The organism is Streptomyces sp. NPDC093586 (assembly GCF_044764905.1).
Taxonomy (GTDB): Bacteria; Actinomycetota; Actinomycetes; order Streptomycetales; family Streptomycetaceae; genus Streptomyces.
Map to the genome: position 1 here is coordinate 1 of NZ_JBIWJA010000022.1, position 18,104 is coordinate 18,104.

Annotated in this window: 16 protein-coding genes; 4 read left to right on the top strand and 12 right to left on the bottom strand. The window is 75.0% G+C overall.

Annotation, left to right across the window (positions count from 1 at the left end):
* Positions 1-91: 91 nt before the first annotated feature.
* The 8 genes from ACIRFH_RS22345 to ACIRFH_RS22380 all read right to left on the bottom strand — a co-directional run bounded on the left by ACIRFH_RS22345 (position 92) and on the right by ACIRFH_RS22380 (position 10,879).
* Positions 92-1,681: an AMP-binding protein gene (locus tag ACIRFH_RS22345; RefSeq protein ID WP_403523460.1), complete on the bottom strand. Its 1,590-nt coding sequence runs from the start codon at positions 1,679-1,681 to the stop codon at positions 92-94.
* Positions 1,678-3,351, bottom strand: a complete 1,674-nt coding sequence (locus tag ACIRFH_RS22350; RefSeq protein ID WP_403523463.1) for an AMP-binding protein — start codon at positions 3,349-3,351, stop codon at positions 1,678-1,680. Before ACIRFH_RS22350 ends, ACIRFH_RS22345 begins: the two co-directional genes overlap by 4 nt.
* Positions 3,352-3,594: 243 nt before the next feature.
* Positions 3,595-3,978 carry a GtrA family protein gene (locus tag ACIRFH_RS22355; protein ID WP_403523465.1) on the bottom strand — a complete coding sequence of 128 codons (384 nt, stop codon included), beginning with the start codon at positions 3,976-3,978 and terminating at the stop codon, positions 3,595-3,597.
* A complete protein-coding gene (locus ACIRFH_RS22360) occupies positions 3,978-4,928 on the bottom strand; it encodes a glycosyltransferase family 2 protein (RefSeq protein ID WP_403523468.1) in 951 nt (316 codons plus the stop codon). Before ACIRFH_RS22360 ends, ACIRFH_RS22355 begins: the two co-directional genes overlap by 1 nt.
* Before the next feature lie 33 nt (positions 4,929-4,961).
* On the bottom strand, positions 4,962-7,724 hold the full coding sequence (locus ACIRFH_RS22365) for a YfhO family protein (RefSeq protein WP_403523471.1): 2,763 nt from the start codon (positions 7,722-7,724) through the stop codon (positions 4,962-4,964).
* A gap of 326 nt (positions 7,725-8,050) precedes the next feature.
* The gene (locus ACIRFH_RS22370) at positions 8,051-8,887 is read right to left on the bottom strand and encodes an alpha/beta fold hydrolase (RefSeq protein WP_403523474.1); all 837 of its coding nucleotides are present in this window, start codon (positions 8,885-8,887) and stop codon (positions 8,051-8,053) included.
* A gap of 200 nt (positions 8,888-9,087) precedes the next feature.
* A complete protein-coding gene (locus tag ACIRFH_RS22375; RefSeq protein WP_403523476.1) occupies positions 9,088-9,486 on the bottom strand; it encodes a spore germination protein GerW family protein in 399 nt (132 codons plus the stop codon).
* A gap of 286 nt (positions 9,487-9,772) precedes the next feature.
* Positions 9,773-10,879, bottom strand: coding sequence for a winged helix DNA-binding domain-containing protein (locus tag ACIRFH_RS22380; protein ID WP_403523479.1), 1,107 nt, complete (start codon positions 10,877-10,879; stop codon positions 9,773-9,775).
* Positions 10,880-11,061: 182 nt separating this feature from the next.
* On the opposite strand from ACIRFH_RS22380, the gene ACIRFH_RS22385 reads away from it, so the two are divergent.
* The 4 genes from ACIRFH_RS22385 (at position 11,062) to ACIRFH_RS22400 (ending at position 13,445) form a co-directional block, all read left to right on the top strand.
* A complete protein-coding gene (locus ACIRFH_RS22385) occupies positions 11,062-11,790 on the top strand; it encodes an MgtC/SapB family protein (RefSeq protein WP_403523481.1) in 729 nt (242 codons plus the stop codon).
* A 150-nt stretch (positions 11,791-11,940) separates the two neighbouring features.
* A complete protein-coding gene (locus ACIRFH_RS22390; protein ID WP_403523484.1) occupies positions 11,941-12,828 on the top strand; it encodes a polysaccharide pyruvyl transferase family protein in 888 nt (295 codons plus the stop codon).
* A gap of 56 nt (positions 12,829-12,884) precedes the next feature.
* Positions 12,885-13,193 (top strand): DUF3040 domain-containing protein, encoded by a 309-nt coding sequence (locus ACIRFH_RS22395; RefSeq protein ID WP_403523487.1) that lies wholly within the window; start codon positions 12,885-12,887, stop codon positions 13,191-13,193.
* Between the two features lie 51 nt (positions 13,194-13,244).
* Complete coding sequence (locus tag ACIRFH_RS22400) at positions 13,245-13,445, top strand: hypothetical protein (protein ID WP_403523490.1); 201 nt, start codon at positions 13,245-13,247, stop codon at positions 13,443-13,445.
* A gap of 77 nt (positions 13,446-13,522) precedes the next feature.
* Here ACIRFH_RS22400 and ACIRFH_RS22405 read toward each other — a convergent pair whose 3' ends face one another.
* From ACIRFH_RS22405 to rfaE2, 4 genes are all read right to left on the bottom strand, one after another.
* A complete protein-coding gene (locus ACIRFH_RS22405) occupies positions 13,523-14,419 on the bottom strand; it encodes a glycosyltransferase family 2 protein (RefSeq protein ID WP_403523492.1) in 897 nt (298 codons plus the stop codon).
* The gene (locus tag ACIRFH_RS22410) at positions 14,416-15,351 is read right to left on the bottom strand and encodes a glycosyltransferase family 2 protein (protein WP_403523494.1); all 936 of its coding nucleotides are present in this window, start codon (positions 15,349-15,351) and stop codon (positions 14,416-14,418) included. Before ACIRFH_RS22410 ends, ACIRFH_RS22405 begins: the two co-directional genes overlap by 4 nt.
* Positions 15,348-16,292, bottom strand: a complete 945-nt coding sequence (locus ACIRFH_RS22415; protein WP_403523804.1) for a glycosyltransferase family 9 protein — start codon at positions 16,290-16,292, stop codon at positions 15,348-15,350. The genes ACIRFH_RS22410 and ACIRFH_RS22415 overlap by 4 nt, the downstream gene beginning before the upstream one ends.
* A gap of 437 nt (positions 16,293-16,729) precedes the next feature.
* On the bottom strand, positions 16,730-18,100 hold the full coding sequence (gene rfaE2 / locus ACIRFH_RS22420; RefSeq protein ID WP_403523497.1) for a D-glycero-beta-D-manno-heptose 1-phosphate adenylyltransferase: 1,371 nt from the start codon (positions 18,098-18,100) through the stop codon (positions 16,730-16,732).
* Positions 18,101-18,104: the final 4 nt, after the last annotated feature.

Here is an 18,104-nt window from a genome sequence, read left to right on the forward strand (position 1 = left end):
CAACGGTTCGAGCTTCGGGCCACGACGGGGCACTGACGCACCAGCAGCAGAAGTCATGCAATTTCTAACGATCAACTACTGGCGCAGGACACTAGGGAGCGTAGGTCTCCCGCAGTTCGACCTTGCGCACCTTCCCGGAGACGGTCATCGGGAAGGAGTCCAGGAGCTGGAGGCGGCTGGGCACCTTGTAGTGGGCCAACCGACCGTCGCAGTACGCCCGCAGTTCCTCCAGGGTGAGCGGGTCGGCCGCATCGCGCGGGATCACGCAGGCGAGGACCTCCTCGCCGTAGCGCTCGTGCGGCACGCCGACGACCTGGACGTCCGCGATCTTCGGGTGGGTGTGGAGGAACTCCTCGATCTCGCGCGGGGAGACGTTCTCCCCGCCCCGGATGATCATGTCCTTGATACGGCCGACGATCTCGACGTACCCGTCGTCGCGCATCACCGCGAGGTCGCCGGTGTGCATCCAGCGGCCGGTGTCGATGACCTCGGCGGTCTTCTCGGGCTCGTCCCAGTAGCCCAGCATCACGCTGTAACCGCGGGTGCACAGTTCACCGGCGCCGCCCCGGGGCAGGGTGACGCCGGTCGCCGGGTCGACGACCTTGACCTCGATGTGCGGCAGGACCCGGCCGACGGTGCCGGTGCGGTGTTCGAGGTCGTCGTCCATGCGGGTCTGGAGGGAGACGGGGGAGGTCTCGGTCATGCCGTAGCAGATGGAGACCTGCTCCATGTGCATCTCGGCGACCACCCGCTTCATCACCTCCACCGGGCAGGGCGAGCCCGCCATGATGCCGGTGCGCAGGGAGGACAGGTCGTAGTCGGCGAAGTCGGGGAGGTTCAGCTCCGCGATGAACATGGTCGGGACGCCGTACAGCGAGGTGCAGCGCTCCCGCTGGACCGCGCGCAGGGTCGCCGCCGGATCGAAGGACGGTGCCGGGATGACGATGCAGGCGCCGTGCGAGGTCGCCGCCAGGTTGCCCATGACCATGCCGAAGCAGTGATAGAAGGGCACGGGCAGACAGACCCGGTCCTGCTCGCTGTAGGCGATCAGCTCCCCCACGAAATAGCCGTTGTTGAGGATGTTGTGGTGGGAGAGGGTCGCGCCCTTGGGAAAGCCCGTCGTGCCCGACGTGTACTGGATGTTGATCGGGTCGTCGCAGGACAGCTCCTCGTGGCGGGGAGCGGGGCCCGCCCGGTCGAGCAGCGCCTCCCAGCTCGGGTCGCCGATGTGCACGACCTCCCGCAGCTCGGGGCACCTGCCCCGCACTTCCTCGGCCATCGCCCGGTAGTCGCTGCTCTTGTGGCTCAGGGAGGCGACGAGCAGCCGGACGCCGGACCGCTTCAGGACGTACTCGGCCTCGTGGGTGCGGTAGGCCGGGTTGAGGTTGACCATGACCGCGCCGATGCGGGCGGTCGCGTACTGGACGAACACCCACTCGGGGCAGTTGACGGCCCAGATGCCCACCCGGTCGCCCTTGGTGATCCCGGAGGCGGAGAGCGCGGACGCCAACCGCTCGACTTGGGCGCCGAACTCGGCGTACGTCCAGCGCCGCCCGGACGGCACGTCGACCAGCGCCTCACGGTCCGGCCAGGCGGCCACGGCGCGGTCCAGGTTGACACCGACGGTGTCGCCGAGCAGGGCCGTGCCGCTCGTGCCGTGGGCGTAGGAGAGCGCGGTCACCGGAAGTCCTCCTCACGGTACTCGTCCCGCGAGCCGGCCGCGGTGGCCTCGCGCAGCTCGATGCGGCGGATCTTGCCGGACACGGTCTTGGGCAGCTCGCCGAACTCCAGGCGGCGGATGCGCTTGTAGGGGGCGAGGACCTCGCGGGAGTGCTCGAAGAGGACCTTCGCGGTGTCCGGGCCCGGCTCCCAGCCCGCCGCCAGGACGACGTACGCCTTGGGGACGGCCAGGCGCAGCTCGTCCGGTGCCGGGACGACGGCCGCCTCGGCGACCGCCTCGTGCTCCAGCAGGGCGCTCTCCAGCTCGAAGGGGGAGATCTTGTAGTCGGACGCCTTGAACACGTCGTCCGCGCGCCCGACGTACGTCAGGTAGCCGTCCGCGTCCCGGGCGCCGATGTCGCCGGTGCGGTAGTAGCCGCCGGCCATGGCCTCGGCGGTGCGCTCGGGGTCGCCGTGGTAGCCGGTCATCAGGCCGACGGGGCGCTCGGACAGGTCGAGGGCGATCTCGCCCTCGTCGGCGCCGGGGGCGCCGGTGACGGGGTCGAGGAGCACGACGCGGTAGCCGGGGCTGGGGCGGCCCATGGAGCCGGTCTTCAGCACCTGGCCGGGGCTGTTGGACACCTGCACGGCGGTCTCGGTCTGGCCGAAGCCGTCCCGGACGGTCACGCCCCAGGCCCGGCGGACCTGCTCGATGACCTCCGGGTTCAGCGGCTCACCGGCGGCGACGGCCTCGCGCGGCGGGGTGGCGAGCCGGGTGAGGTCGGCCTGGACGAGCATGCGCCACACGGTCGGCGGGGCGCAGAACGTCGTCACCCGGGCCCGGTCCATCTCCCGCATCAGCCGGGCCGCGTCGAAGCGGGTGTAGTTGTGCAGGAAGACGGTCGCCTCGGCGTTCCACGGCGCGAACAGGTTCGACCAGGCGTGCTTGGCCCAGCCGGGCGAGGAGATGTTCAGGTGCACGTCGCCGGGCTTCAGTCCGATCCAGTACATGGTCGCCAGGTGTCCGACGGGGTACGACACGTGGGTGTGCTCGACCAGCTTGGGGCGGGCGGTCGTGCCGGAGGTGAAGTACAGCATCAGCGGGTCGTCGGCGGCGGTGGGACCGTCCGGGGTGAAACCGGCGGGGGCCGCGGAGGAGTCCTCGTACCGCTGCCAGCCGGACCGGCCGGTGCCGCCGACCGCGACGCGCGTGTAGTCGCCGGGCACGTCGTCGAACTTGCCGGTGTCCTCGGCCCGCGCGACGACGTGCCGCACCCGGCCCCGGTCCACGCGGTCGCGCAGGTCGGCGGGGCCCAGCAGGGTGGTGGCCGGGATGACCACGGCGCGCAGCTTCATCGCCGCCAGGGCGGTCTCCCACAGCTCGACCTGGTTGCCGAGCATGACGAGGACGCGGTCCCCGGCGCGGACACCGCGCTCACGCAGCCAGTTGGCGACGCGGTCGGAGCGGGCGGACATCTGCGCGAAGGAGACGCGGACCTCGGAGCCGTCCTCCTCCACGATGTGCAGCGCCGTGCGCTCGTTGCCCTCGGCGATGACGTCGAACCAGTCCAGGGCCCAGTTGAAGTGCTCGGGGCGGGGCCAGGTGAAGCCCTCGTAGGCGGTGGCGTAGTCCTCACGGTGTTCCAGCAGGAAGTCGCGTGCGCTGCGGAACAGCTCGGTCGCCGTCGTCATCTGTCCTCCTCGGTACGGACCATTGCCGGGCGGCTCGCTGCCATCGTCCAGTCCGTGATGCACATCTCACCACCCCGAACGGAAGGAAGCGACGGAACCGGCCGCGAGGAGGGACGTGGCCGGGACGGTGGAGATCCGCGGCGCGCTGGACCGTCCCGGGCCGACAACGTCAGGCCGGTGGCGGGCGGGAGGACGCGGTACCGGTGGACCCGGCGGGGTGGAGGCGGACGCCGGCGCCCTCGGTCACCGCAGCATGATCCGGCGGGAGACCACGAAGGTCACCGGGATCGCCGCCGCGGAGGCGAGCAGGGGGGCGAACCGGCTCCCGGCCTGCAGCACGTCGACGATCACGTACACACCGGCCGTGGTGATCACGAAATTCGCGGCGTTCGTCAGCGGGAACAGCAGGAATTTCCGCCAGGTGGGCCGGGTCCGGTAGGTGAAACGCGCGTTCAGGAAGAAGGACCCGGCCATGCTGAGCAGGAATGCGAGAACGTGCGCGAGAAGATAGGGCACGTACATGAGGAACAACAGGTAAAGGCCGTAGTACGTGCCGGTGTTGACGACGCCGACCACGGTGAAGGTCGCGATCTGTCTCGGCATCGGACGGGACATGGCGGTAAGCATCAGGGGATGAGGTCTTTCGTCCGTTCCACGTTGGTCGCCTTCACCAGGAAGTGCGGGCGTCCCTTGACCTCGTAGTAGATCCGGCCGGTGTACTCCCCGATGACGCCCAGCATCACCATCTGCACCCCCGCGAGCGCGGTGACGGCGGTGACGATGGTGACGTACCCGGGCGTCTCCACGCCGTTGACGAGGGCTGCGCCCACGATCCACGCCGTGTAGAGCCCGGCACACGTCAGCAGGGTCATGCCGAGGTGGAGGGCGGCGCGCAGCGGCCTGTTGTTGAACGACAGCAGGCCGTCGAGCCCGTAGTTGAGCAGGGACTTCAGGGTCCAGGAGCTGCGGCCGTGCTCGCGTACGGCGTTCTCGTACTCGAAGGTGGTGCTGGGGAACCCGACCCACGCGAACAGGCCCTTGGAGAAGCGGTTGTACTCGGTCAGGGCCAGCACCGCGTCCACCACGCGACGCGACAGCAGCCGGAAGTCGCCCACCCCGTCGACGAGTTCGACGTCGACGAGCCGGTTGACGAGCCGGTAGTACAGGCGGGCGGTGAGGGTGCGGGCGAACCGGTCGCCGCGCCGGCTGCGCCGGGCGAGGACCTGGTCGTAGCCCTGGCCGCGCAGTTCGACCATGCGTCCGATCAGCTCCGGCGGGTGCTGGAGGTCGGCGTCCATGACCACCACCGAGTCGCCGGAGGCGTGGCGCAGACCGGCGAGGAGGGCGGCCTCCTTGCCGAAGTTGCGGCTGAAGGAGACGTAGCGGACGCGCGGGTCGCGGTCGGCGAGCTGTTCCAGGAGGGTGAGCGTCCGGTCGCGGCTGCCGTCGTCGACGTAGACGAACTCCATGTCGTGGCCGAGCGGCAGCAGGTCGTCGGCGACCTTCTGCACGGCGGCGTGGAAGCGTTCGATGACGTCTTCCTCGTTGTAGCAGGGGGCGACGATCGAGATGAGCATGGTTTTTCTCCGGGGCGCGATCGGGGGACGCGGTCAGAGGACGCTGGTGGTGCGCTCGCGCGGGCGTGCGGCGGTGCGGAGCGCCGGGCGGTGTGCGGCCCGCCGTCCGCGGACGGCGGTGACGACGCGGAGCAGGACGAGGGTCAGGAGCGAGACGCCCCCGACGGCCGCGCCCAGCCGGAGGCCGGGCGGATGGAAGGTGCAGGTGACGCTGGTCGCGGAGCCGTCCAGGGGGACGGCGATCAGCCCGTAGTACGTCCGGGCGGGCGTCGCCGGGGCCCCGCCCGCGGCGCACCGCCAGCCGGCGATCCGGGGGGCGGCGAGCACGGCGGTGCCCTTGCTGCCGGCCGGGAGCCGGGCCCGGACGGTGCCGTCGGAGACGGTCACCTCGACGGCGCCCGTGGCCTTGAGCCGCTGGACGGCGGTGTGCAGGCGCGCGGTGTCCAGGCAGCCGACCGCGCCGTCCGGGACGGTGCCGGTCCGGGTGGGCGACAGCTCGATCCGCACCCGGCCGGAGGGCGGGGCCGTGCCGAGCCGCTGCATCGCGGCGATCTTGGCGGCGTCGGAGGTGAACCGGCCGGTCGGCGGGTGGGCCGGGGTGCCGGTGAGGCGGGCGGTGCCCGAGAAGTGCGGTGCCCAGAGGTAGACCTCGCTGCCGGCCGGGCACGGGGCCGTGATCGTCGGCCGGTGCGCGGCGGCGGCCTTCGCGCGGGGGGCCTCGATCACCGCGCCCGCCCGGTCGCCGGCCGCCCGGTCGGGCTGCCCGCCGTCGCCGGTGCGCACGGTCAGCGTGGGCACGGTGTAGACGCGGGTGCCCAGCAGCAGTTCCTGGTTGCGGTAGGGCGACGGCCCGAAGGAGGAGACGCCGGTGCGGGCGGTGGGCGCGGCGGACGGCCGGACGGTGACCAGCGGCGGTACGTCCTGCCGGGACACGGTCACCGGGCCGCGGTCGCGGGGGTTCCACCTCTGGTGCTGGTCCGGCGGGGAGTGCACCCGGGCGCCCACGGAGAAGATCGCGTCGGTGACGGCGTTGTCCAGGCTCTGTACGTTCCGGCCGCGCGAGGTCCAGCCGTCGCCGAGGGCGGTGAGGGTGCGGCTGAGGACGTCCGCGGTGAGGCTGCTGTAGTACTGGGAGCCCTGGCCGCCCACCATCATGGGGTCGTTGCCCACGGTCTGCTCACGGCCGGGGTCGGTGCGGTGGGCGGGCCAGCCGTCGGCCCCGGCGATGGCCTCCGCCTGACGCTCCTGCCGGCTCCCCCAGGGCGCGTAGTCGTCCATGTGGTTCAACCGCAGCCGGGTGGCCACGGCGGCGGTGGCGGTGGCCTCGCCGAGCTGGGCGCCGACCAGGAGGGTGACGGCGAGCCCGGCGAGCGCGGTGCGGCGGCGCGCGGCCGCACCGTCGGCTGCGGCGCCCGCCCCGGCGGCGGGTCCGTCCCCGCTCGGCCCGGCGGCGGGGCCCTCCCCCGCGGCGGGGCCGCTCTCGGCGCCGGGGCCTGTGGGCGCGGCGGACCGGACGGCTTCCGCGCGGCGCAGCAGGAGCAGCCCCCCGACCGCTCCGGCGACGGCCAGGAGCAGTACCGGCCAGGCGTAGGAGTGCACCAGGCCGCTCCGGCCCGCGACGGCGGCGACGAGGGCGAGCAGCGCGCCGGCCGCGGCCAGCGCGCGCCGGCCGGGCACGCCGTAGGACAGCGTGTGCCAGGCCGCGATCACCAGCAGCGCGCACAGCACGAACGTCTGACGGTAGGGGCTGCCGTTGGGAGTGGCGAAGGCGTGCCAGGCCAGATGGGTCGGCGTCCACTGCACCGACAGCGTGACGGCTGCCACCAGCAGGCTCCACCCGGCGCGCACCCGTACGGGGGCCGCCCGGTGGAAGGGCAGGGCGAGGGCCAGCAGCAGCGCGGTGGTGCCGACGAAGAGCGCCGGGCTGCTGAATCCGTACGTCGTCGGCAGCAGCCGGGCCAGCAGGTCCTGCGTGGCGACCGGCGAGAAGTGCGTGACCCGGCCCGGATAGGCGTGCCGGGTGCCGAAGTAGACGACCGTGACCAGCGGTGCGGCCAGGCCGACGCCCAGGGCGACGGTGACCGCGGCCCGGCCGGCCGCCGCCGACGCCCGGCGGCGCGGGAGACCGGAGAGCCACAGCCGGAGCAGCAGGACGAGACCGGCACCGATGGTGGCCATGTACGCGGTGTAGAAGTTGGCGATCCAGGCGAGTGCCACGATCAGCACGCCGAGCGTCCGGCGCCGCCCGGTGAGCGCCCATTCGCCGACCAGGCACAGCAGCGGCAGGGCGATGAGGCCGTCGAGCCACATCGGGTTGTACGAGGCCTCGGCGAGCGACCAGCCGCACAGCGCGTAGGCGGCGCCCAGCAGTCCCGCCGCCCACCAGCGGCCGGGGCGCAGCCCGAGCAGCAGCCAGGCCATGGCGGCACCGGCGCACGCCGTCTTCAGGACGGTGACCGCATAGACGGCGAGGTCGATCTCGTCCCTCGGGAACAGAGCCACCAGCAGGGCGAACGGGCTGCTCAGATACGTCCCGAGGTCGGGCAGGAAGCTGGAGCCGAACCCGGACTGCCAGTTGACGAGCAGCCCGCCGTCGGACCGGCCGTGCAGCAGGTCCCACAAGTGGGCGTGGAACGGCACGTACTGGTTGCCCAGGTCGTTGACCGCGCGGGTGCGCGGGCCGAAGGGATAGCTGCGGGCGACGGCGTCGGCCGCGCAGAACGCGGTGACGGTGATGGCCGCGGCGAGCAGTGCGGCGGCCTGCCGCGGCCTGCCGCGCAGGGTTGAGCGATCCATTCTCGGCGGGCCCCCAGGAAATTCGTTGCGTACAGCGCCTCTTGTGGGGACGTCACTCCCTGCGCGCTTTGTACGACCGATTAGACCGGGGGTATTCCACCAGAGTTGTGTCGTGGCCGATGAACGGAGAACGAATGGTGAATGACGAAATGCGCGGGGGGCGCGCCGAAACAATCCGGGACGCGCTCCGCCGGCCGAAAGGAGAACGAAATGCGTCCCGGGAATGATGCGGGGGTTAATCGCGATCTTTCGCGACGGTCCGCCGGTTGTCGCCGGACGGGCCGACGGTCCGGACCCCGTCGCGGCAGGATGCCGGGAGACAGCTCCTACGCGCGGGCGGCGTCCTCCCGGAGGAAGGCGAGGACGAGTTCCGCCACGCGGTCGGGGAACTGGTCGTGGGGGTAGTGTCCGGCGCCCTCGATCATCTCGAGGCGGCCGAGGCCGGGCGGCAGGGCGTCGACGATCGCCGCGCCCTCGGCGCGCGGGTCGGCCCAGTCGGGATCGAGCGTGCCCATCACGACCAGGACCGGGCAGCGGACGGCCGCGAGCTGTGCGCCGGCGTCGGCCGGGGCGCTGCGGCCCATGCCCTGCATGGCCTTCATCCGGCCGGGCTCGCGCAGCAGGGAGTCGATGCGGTCGAGCCGCTCGGCCCAGTCGGCCGGCCTGACGCCGGGATAGGCGACGTCGAGGTAGGAGCGCCACAGCCGCGCGCTGCCGAACGCGCCCGCGCCGAGCAGCCGCGTCATGCCCCGCCTGAAGCGCTTCACCCGCAGGTCGCCGAGGCGGACGGACTGCTTGCGGGTGAACGGTGCCAGCTCGACGACCGCGGTGATCAGCGAGGGTTCCCGTGCGGCGGCGATGGTGGCGGCGCCGCCGGAGACCGAGTGTCCGACGACGACGGCCGGACCGCCCAGGTGCCGGATGACGGCGAGCAGGTCGCCGGCGATGTCGGTGCGGCTCCAGGCCGGCCAGCCGACGCTGGACTCGCCGCAGCCGCGCAGGTCGACGGCGGCGACCCGGTGGCCCGCCGCCACCAGGACGGGGATCACGGCGCGGTAGGCGGCGCGGCTGTCACCCATGCCGTGGGCGAGGACGACGAGAGGTCCGGTCCCCGCCACCTCGTACGCGATCGTGCCGCCGTCGACGGCAAGGTACTCGGTCATGGCATCCCCCGGATCCGATTGGCTAACACCGTTAGCCACAAGCTAATGCCGTTAGCTGGGTCCGTCAAGACATCTCGAGGGCCAGGAGGGCAAGCCGGCGGGCGAAGTGGCGCAGGCACCACCGCGTGGAGCAGCAGGAGGGCCGCCCCTGTTCCACGCACCCGCCTCGCGGGCGCCGTCCGGTTCGTCGTCGCGGTCGTTCAGCGAGGACAGCGCTTGGCGAGGCGACGAAGGAGCAGAGGGACGACGGTTCCCGCCAGGAGGGCGGCGAGCGGTACGGCGACATCCACCCAGGGGGCTCGGAGGGGCTTGTAGGTGGCGGTGCCGTCTTTGATCTCGATGTAGCCGCGGGGGCGGGCGCCGACTCCGCCACCTCCTCCGCCGGTGTGGGCGCCTCCGGCTTCGGGGCCCGTGCCGCCGGCGAATCCGAAGCCGGTCTCGGCGACCGGGATGACGGTGGTTCCGCCGCTGGTGACGGGTTCGCCGAAGACGGCTGTCACCGAGGCCCGGCTACCGAGCTGTTCGACCAGGCGTTCCGTCGGGTTCGCTGCCGTGTCGGCCTGCGGGACGGGCTGGTCCGGTGTGGCTGAGCTGGTCATCGGATACCTCCGGTGGCGAGTACGGCGGTACCGAGGATATGGGCCGCCGACTCGCGCACCACCCTCTGAGAACGGGCCGGCGCACGCTGCCATGGTGGCCGGGGCGCAGGGTGACCGGGCGCCAGCCTGCTCGCCGTCGTGCCGATGGGAGGGGCCGGCCTGCCGATCGTCGCCGCCGATGACGGATACAGGCTGTGGTACGAGGCCGTCGGAAACGGGCCGGCGCTGGTCTTCCCCGCCCGCTCCCGCGACGCCCCCTCTCCGTGCCGGCGCCCGGCGCCGCCGGTCAGTCGCGCACGGTCCCGAACCGGACGTCGTACGCCTCCCCCGGGTGCATCGTCGTCAGCATCCGCTCCCCCTCGGCCACGACCTCGTCCCGCTGCGCCGCGGTGAGCCGGTCGAACGCCTCGACGACGAGGGCGCCGTCCCCGAGCTTCCACAGTCCGGCCACGAAGCCGTCGACGAGGAGGACGCGGTACGCCAGGTTCCCCCGCCAGGTACGGCCCTTGTGCTCCGGCGGGACCAGGCGGGTGCGGTCGGCGTGGGACAGGAGCAGGTTGTCGAACTCGGGCAGGAAGCGCGGCGGGGCCGGGGTGTCCGGGGCGGGGCGCGGCGCGTCGGGCAGGTCGAACAGCTCGGTGCCGTCCGGGGCCCGGAAGGTGACGAGCCGGGGGCGGAGCCGTTCGAAGGCGTCCCGCAGCCGGGTCAGTCCGGCCCAGGTCTGCATGTCCTTCACGGACGCCGGGCCGAAGGCGGCGAGGTAGCGCAGCACGGCGTCGTCCGGTGCCGGCGCCGGCTGCGCGGGCCGTCCGAACCAGTGCTCGGCGGTGGTGAGCACGACCTGGCCGCTGCGGCCCCACAGTCCGCGCGGGGTCACCTGCACGAGCGGGAGCCGGCAGCGCGCGGCGACGGACAGGGCCTGCGGGTCGGCGTCGGGCCACTCGGCGAGCAGCGCCTCGCGCAGCTGTCCCATGGTGCGCGGCTCGGCCTCCACCAGCTCGCGGGCGACGTCGGCGAGCCGGTCCAGGTCGACGCCCACGAGCCCCTTGCGGAAGGTCCTCAGCTCGCGGTCCCGGGCGGCCTGCACCAGCGGACGCAGGGTCAGGCAGTCGTCGGCGGTGTGGGTGTGGATGGTGGAGCGCAGGGTGACGATGCGGGCGACCCGGCGGTCGGCCATCGGGGCGGACAGGTCCTCGGGGCGGAAGCCGTCGAGGCGGGCGGCGAGCGCGTAGTACGGGGGCCTCACGTTCTGGGCCTGGAGCCCGACGAGGTGCGCGACCGCGTCCTCGGCCGGCATCGGCGCGCGGCGCAGCAGCGACTGGCGGGCGAGCGTGGCGCGGTTGAGCGCGCGGGTGCCGAGCACGGGGGCCGTCGTGGATGCCTTGGACGTCATGCCGTGCACGGTAGTGCCGATCGCGGTCAGCTTCTGTCCTCGATGGCGGGCCCGCACCGGGCGTCCCGGGGGCGGGCGGCGGGTCGCCGGGTCCTCGGGGGGCCGGCGGAGCGGTCGTACGGGATGATCGCGAAGAGGGCCGGCCCGGTGTGGCAACGACGGGATCGCGAGGGAGGCCGCGGATGCGTGAGCTGGCGGTGTCGCTGTGGGACGTGGGCAACGGGCAGGGGCTGCGCCAGTTGGCCGAGCTGGGACTCGCCCTGCTGCTGTCCAGCCTGATCGGCTTCGAGCGCGAGGCCCAGCAGAAGAGCGCCGGGCTGCGCACCCACACCCTGGTCGGCGTGGCCAGCGCGCTGATGATGGAGGTCTCCCAGCACGGTTTCACCGGCGTGCTGGGCATGGACGGCGTCTCCCTCGACCCGTCCCGGGTGGCGTCCCAGATCGTCTCCGGGATCGGCTTCATCGGCGGCGGTCTGATCTTCGTACGGCGGGATGCGGTGCGGGGGCTGACGACCGCCGCGACCATCTGGCTGACCTGCGCGGTCGGCATGGCCTGCGGCGGGGGGCTGCCGATCCTGGCCCTGGCGACCACCGCGCTGCACTTCGTGGTCGTGCGCGGCTACCCGGCCCTGACCTCGCGGCTCGCCAAGGAGACGGCCACCACGGTGGAGCTCCGGCTGACGTACCTGACCGGCAGGGCGCTGCTGCCGCAGTTGATGGAGACGTGCACGCGGCGCGGGTTCCGCATCCTGCGGGTGGCCGCCGACCGGCTGCCGGGCCGTACGGATCCGGCCGCACGGGTGCTGCTGCGGCTGGAGGGGACCGGGGACGCCGTGCGGCTGACCTCCGACCTGTTCCACGCCGAGGGCGTGATCGACGCCGACATGAACGTCGCCTCGGAGGAGGAGTAGGCGAACGGGGGACACGGTGGTTGCCCCGCGGCCGGGCGGGCACCCGGGGCCACTGTGCACGGACTACACGAACACGACGGACGGGACGGTCGGGACGGGCGGGACGGTCGCGTCGGAGGCGACGGACGCGCCGCGCGGGACCGGGTGCTGGTGACCGGGTGGTTCAGTTTCCTGGACGGGGAGGCGACCGCCGGGGACGTCCTGGCGCTGCACCGGGTCGAGGAGGTGCTGCGGGGCGCGGGACTCGCCCACGACGTCGTGTGGAGCCCGGGCTTCCGGGCGGACGGGTTGCACGTCGCGGACGTGGACCCGGCGGCGTACTCGCATCTGGTGTTCGTGTGCGGGCCGGCGCACGGGTGGCAGGTCGAGGAGCTGCACCGGCGGTTCGCGCACTGCGTGCGGATCGCGGTCGGCGTCTCCGTCGTGGATCCCGCCTCCCCGGCCGTCACCGGCTTCGACCGCGTCCTGGCCCGGGACGCCGCCGGCACCGGACCGACCCCGGACCTCGCGGCCCGCGCCCCCGCCCTGCCCGCCCGGCCCGTCGTCGGCGTGGTGCTCACGCACGGGCAGCACGAGTACGGGGCCCGGCGGCGGCACGACCGGGTCGCCGAAGGGGTGACGCGCTGGCTGGCCGGCAAGGACTGTGCGCGCCTGGAGCTGGAGACCCGGCTGGACGCGCACGACTGGCGGCTGTGCGGCACCCCGGCCCAGCTGGAGGCCGTCCTCGCCCGGCTGGACCTGGTCGTCACCGACCGGCTGCACGGGCTGGTGCTGGCGCTGCGGGCCGGGACGCCGGTGCTGGCGGTGGACCCGGTCGCGGGCGGCGCGAAGGTGACGGCGCAGGCCCGCGCCTGCGGCTGGCCCGCGCTGGTGGCCGCCGAGCGGCTGGAGACGGGGGTGCTGGAACGCTGGTGGCGGTGGTGCCTGGCCGACGGGCGGGAGGCCGCGCGGCGGGCCGGCGCCGCGTTCCGGGCGGACGCGCGGCCGGACGGTGCCGACGGCCTCGTGGCGGCACTGGGGCTACGGCCGGTCGGTTGACTCCGCGCGCGGGCGGGCACCCGGTGGTCGTCGGTCCGCACCCTGGAGGAGACATCGTGACCATCGGCCGGCTCCCCGATCACGAACAGCGCATACTCGACGAGGTGGAACGGGCGTTGCGCCGCGACCGCCGGCTCGACCGGCGGATGCGCACCTTCCGGCTCAGCCGCCGTCCCGACCTCACCCGCGTGGCGGCCTACCGCCCGCGCGCCCTGACCGTCCTCCTGCTGCTCGTCCTGTCCGTCACCCTCATGGTGACCGGCGTCGTCACCTCCGACCCCGGCGTGATCTGGGCCTTCGCCGCGGTGTGGCCGGGGACGCTGTTCGCGGTGTTCCGGCTGCTGTGCCGGTGGTCGCGGGGCTGACCGCCCGGCGTCTGCGGCCCGGGGGCCGGTCGCCACAGGGAGGTGATCGTCGTGCCCGAACCCGGAAGCAAGAGGTACGACACCCTGCGGTCCAGGCTCCGCAGGGAGGCCGAGCGGTCCGGGATCTCCGACCAGGACGCCGACCGGGCTGCCGACGAGGAGCTCCAGGAAGGCGACGGCATGCGCGGTCGCGGTCCGCGGACGGAACACGGCCGTGGCCCCGAGGGCGAGCGCCCGGGCGGCTCCGACTGAGTCCGCACCGCCGTAACGGTCCGCACACGCGTCCGACCCCGCGTCCCCTCCGCGTGGGGTCGGACGCGTGCGGCTGTTCAGCCCGTGTAGCTGCGCGCCGTCGACGCGCGCTGGGCCGGCTCCAGGGCGCGCAGGCGCGCCTCCACCTCCGCGGGCAGCACCCGGCGCTCGCGCAGGACCCACGGCAGGGCGGCCGCCGCCTCGGCGAAGGCCCGCAGGGACGCGGTGTCGCGCGGGACGGTGCGGGCCAGACGCAGGGTGCGGCGCAGGGCGTATCCGGCCGGGCGGCGCAGCCAGGTGAACCACAGGGTGTTGCGGATGCCGTGCGCCCGGCGCAGCGTCGAGTCGCGTACCTCCGACGGGCGGTGATGGATCGTCAGGTCGTCGTCGTACGTCAGCCACCAGCCGTCGGCGGCCAGGTCGGCGGCGAGGAGCTCCTCCTCGCCGCCCAGCCACAGCCGGGGGTGGAAGCCGCCCGCGGCGCGGAAGGCGTCGGTGCGCAGGACGGTCGCGGCGGCCAGGAACGAGCCGAGCGCCGGCCCCGGCAGCCAGTCCGGTCGGGGCACGGGCGAGTCGCGCAGTTCCGCGACGATCGGGTCCTCGGTGCCGTCCGGTTCGACGACGATGCGGGCGGTGACCGAGCCGACCGCCGGGTACCGGTCGAGCAGGTCGGCGGCGCCGGACAGCGAGCCCGGCGCCCACCAGGAGTCGTCGTCGCAGAACGCCACGTAGGGCGTGGTGATCTGACGGACCGCCAGGTTGCGGCCGACGGCGCCGAGGTTGCGGCCGGGGCGCAGCAGCCGTACGTCCGGGTGGTGCCGGGCGACGGCGTCGGCCGTGCCGTCGGTGGAGCCGTTGTCGGTGACGATCACCGGGGGTTTCTCGGGCAGCCGGGCGAGGCGGTCCAGGGTGTGCAGGAGTTCGGGGCACCGGTTGTGGGTGATGACGACGACGGTCGTGCGGGGGTCCGTCACGCGGTCTCTCCCTCCAGGAGGCGGGCGGCCCGCTCCACGTGCGGGGGCAGGGGCCTGCGGGCGTGCAGGGCGGAGGGCAGGCGGGTGAGCGTCTCGCGCAGGGCGCGGCGGGCGTGCGGGTCCCGGCGGGCCTCGACGGCGAGGGCACGGGTGCGGGCGAGGGCGTGCGGCAGGGGGCGGCGCAGCCAGGCGGTGAGGAGTTCGTTGCGCCGCACGACGGCCGGGCGGCCGGTGCGCGGGCCGGGGGCCGGGTGGTGGTGGGCGACGACCTCGGGGCAGTGCGTGACGCCCCAGCCGCGGGCGGCGAGGTCGTAGGCGAGGAGGGTCTCCTCGGCTCCGAAGAACAGCAGGGGGTGGTAGCCGCCGGCGTCGAGGTAGGCCTCGCGGCGGGCGACGGCGGCGCAGCCGAGGAAGCCGAGCACCTGGGTGCCGGGCAGGTCGGCGGCGCGGCCGAGGGGGGAGTCGGCGAGCACGTCGTCGAGCGGGTCGGGGTCGTCGTCGGGGCCGACGAGGGTGCGGGCGGAGAGCAGGCCGAGCCGCGGGTGCTCGTCGAACAGGCGGGCCGCCGTGGCGAGGGCGCCGGGCGCCCACCAGGAGTCGTCGTCGCTGAACGCCACGTACGGCGTGTCGAGCGCGCGGACGCCGTGGGTGCGGGCGAGGGCGCCGCGGTTGAAGGGCAGCGCGAGGACGCGTACCCGGGGGAAGTCGCGGGCGAGCATCGCGCGGGTGTCGTCGGTGGAGGCGTTGTCGGCGACGAGGATCTCGGGCCGCTCGGGCAGGGCGAGCAGGTGGCGCAGGGTGACGGCGAGGCTCGCGGAGCGGTTGCGGGTGGCGATGACGATGCCGACGGGGGCGTGTCCCGTGGGGTCGGTGTGCGGCCGTTCGCGGGTGGCCGCCGCGGCGCCGGGGGCGTGGGGGGTGTGGTGGTTCATGGTGCCTCGCAGAGGGCGTCCAGGGCGCCGAGCGCCTCGAGGACGTCGTCGGTGCCGATCCGCAGCAGCGCGGGGTCGGTCTCGTGGCCGTGGGGGTCGCCGTCCGGCCCGGGGTGCCACAGGGCGCGGTGGCGGGGGTGGTCCGGCGGGCCCCAGCGGCTGGGCGGGACGGGGCCGAAGAGGGTGACGGAGGGTACGGCGTGGGCGACGGCGAGGTGGGCGATGCCGGTGTCGCCGCTGACCACGGCGCGGGCGCCGGCCACCAGGGCGGAGAGCCGGTCGTGGGGCAGGCCGCCGCCGAACACGTCCGCGTCGGGCAGGGCGGCGAGCTTGGCGAGACGGGCCACGAGGTCGCCCTCGTCCGCTCCCCCGGTGACCACGACCCGCCGGCCGCGGGCGCGCAGGGCCTCGGCGACGGCGGCGTACCGCTCGACGGGCCAGCACCGGGAGGGGGCGCCCGCGCCGGGGTGCACGACGATCGCGCCGGGCGCCGGGGAGGGGGTCTCCGGGCGGGGCAGGAGCAGGTCGGCGGGATCGGCGTCGATGCCGTAGTACGTCAGGAGCCGGCACCAGCGGTCGCGTTCGTGCTCGTCCGCGTACCAGGGCGGGCCGTCGACCTCCGGGGTCCCGGGGTGGGCGAACGCCATCAGCCTGAGCGGGCGCAGTCCCGCCAGCAGGCGGTGGCTGGGCGGCCCGTTGCCGTGCAGGTCGACGGCGACGTCGGGGGGCGGGCCGGTCCAGCCGAGGCCGCGCGGCACGGCCCGGCCGGGTTCGGCGGCGGGCAGCACCCGGTCGACGGCACCGGTCGCCGCGGCGACGGGCGCCAGTTCGGCGGGGGTGGCCAGCACCAGCTCGTGCCCGGGGTACGCCCGGCGCAGGGCGCGCAGCGCGGGGACACCGGCGAGGAGGTCACCGAGCCCGAGGGCCCGCAGCACGAGCACCCGGGGCCGGGCACCGGCCTGCCGGTCCCGCGTCGCACCGGACGTCCGGTGCGACGCGGGGCGGCCGGGCGGCGGGGGCACGAGGCCGGCGTGCGGAGGATGGACGGGGTCGCCCGTCACCGGGCCCCCGGCGGAGGGCACGGGCGCCTCACCGCTCACCGGCCCCGCGGCCGGCGAGCCGCCCGGCACCGATGGGCCGCGGCGGCCCGCGTCCCGGGCCGGTGCCCCGTCGCCGGGGGCCTCGACCGCGCGGCCGTCCGTCCGCTCCCCGCCCGCGGACCGCACGGCCGCGCGCAGCCCGCCCCGTTCCGCGCCGGTCCCGGGCGCGGCGCCGGCGCGCGCGGCGTCCGGCCGGGGCGGGTGCACGGGGTCGCCCGTCACCGGGCCCCCGGCAAAGGGCGGGGCCGGCGGCCGGGTCCGGGGCGGGGTGCCGTGCGTCATCGGACGCCCTCCGCCGCGCGGGCCATCAGGGCCGTCGAGGAGCGGCCGTCGAGGTACGGCAGCAGGACCGCCTGGCCGCCCCACTCCTGGAGCAGCGCGGCCTCCGGGAGGTCGGCGCCCGCGTAGTCGCCGCCCTTGACCCACACGTCGGGACGCAGGTCGCCCAGGAGGCGTTCGGGGGTGTCCTCGTCGAAGACGGCGACCGCGTCGACGCAGGCGAGGGCGCGCAGCACGCGGACGCGGTCGGCGAGGGGGTTGACGGGGCGGCCGGCTCCTTTGCGGCGGCGCACCGAGGCGTCGGAGTTGACGCACACCACCAGACAGTCGCCGAGCCGCCGCGCGGCCTGGAGGAGGCCGACGTGTCCGGCGTGCAGCAGGTCGAAGCAGCCGCCCGCGGCGACGACGGTGCCGTGCTGGGCGCGCACGCGGGCGGCCAGGGCGAGCGGATCGTCGGTGTCGGGCCGCGGGTCCGGCACGGGACCGGACCCGGCGGGCGGCAGGGCGCCCGCGCCGCCCGCGGCGACGAACGCCGTCGCGGCGCTCACCGCGCCCTCGACGGCCTCCCCCACCAGCGTGCCGTCGGCGAGCAGTCCGGCGGCGGTCGCGGCGAACCGGTCGCCCGCCCCGCACGAGTCGCCGGGATGGGCGGCGGGCGCGGGGACGAGCAGCGGGTGCTCCCCGTACGACAGCAGGGCGCCGCGCGCCCCGAGGGTCACCGTCACCGCGGCCACCCGCCAGTCGCGTACCAGCGCGGCGGCGTGGTGCGCGGCCGCGCGCAGACCGCCGCCGGCGTCGCCGTCCCGGGGCGCGAAGCCGTGCGCCTCCTTCTCGGCGGGCGTCACCAGCCGGGTGCCGGGCACCGGGGTGCCCCCGCGCGGGTGCGGGTCCCAGACCAGGGGCGGGCGGGCGGCCAGGACGTCCCGCAGGGCGTCCGCCGCGCCGCGGCCGTAGTCGGAGACCAGCACGGCCCGCGCGGAGCGCAGCGCGGCGCGGGCCTCGCCGGTGGCCTCACGGGCCCGGCCGCCGCCGCGGTCGAGGCGGACGACGGGCCGGTCCTGGGCGAGGACGCGGGTCTTCTCGGGCAGCGTGCCGGTCAGCGGCAGCGCGATCAACGTCAGCCACGGGTCGAGCAGTTCGCGCAGGACCCGGCTCGCCGGGTCGTCGCCGACGCCCGCGACCAGCGTGACCTCGCGGCCGTCCCGGGCGGCGAGGTAGGCGGCGAGCGCGGCGCCGCCGGGCCGTACGCGTTCGGCGCACCCGGACACGACCGGTACGGGCGCGTCGGGGGCGAGCCGGTCGGCGGAGCCGGTCAGGTCGCGGTCCAGCAGGGCGTCGCCGACCACCACCAGCGGGGACCTGTCAGCCATGCGT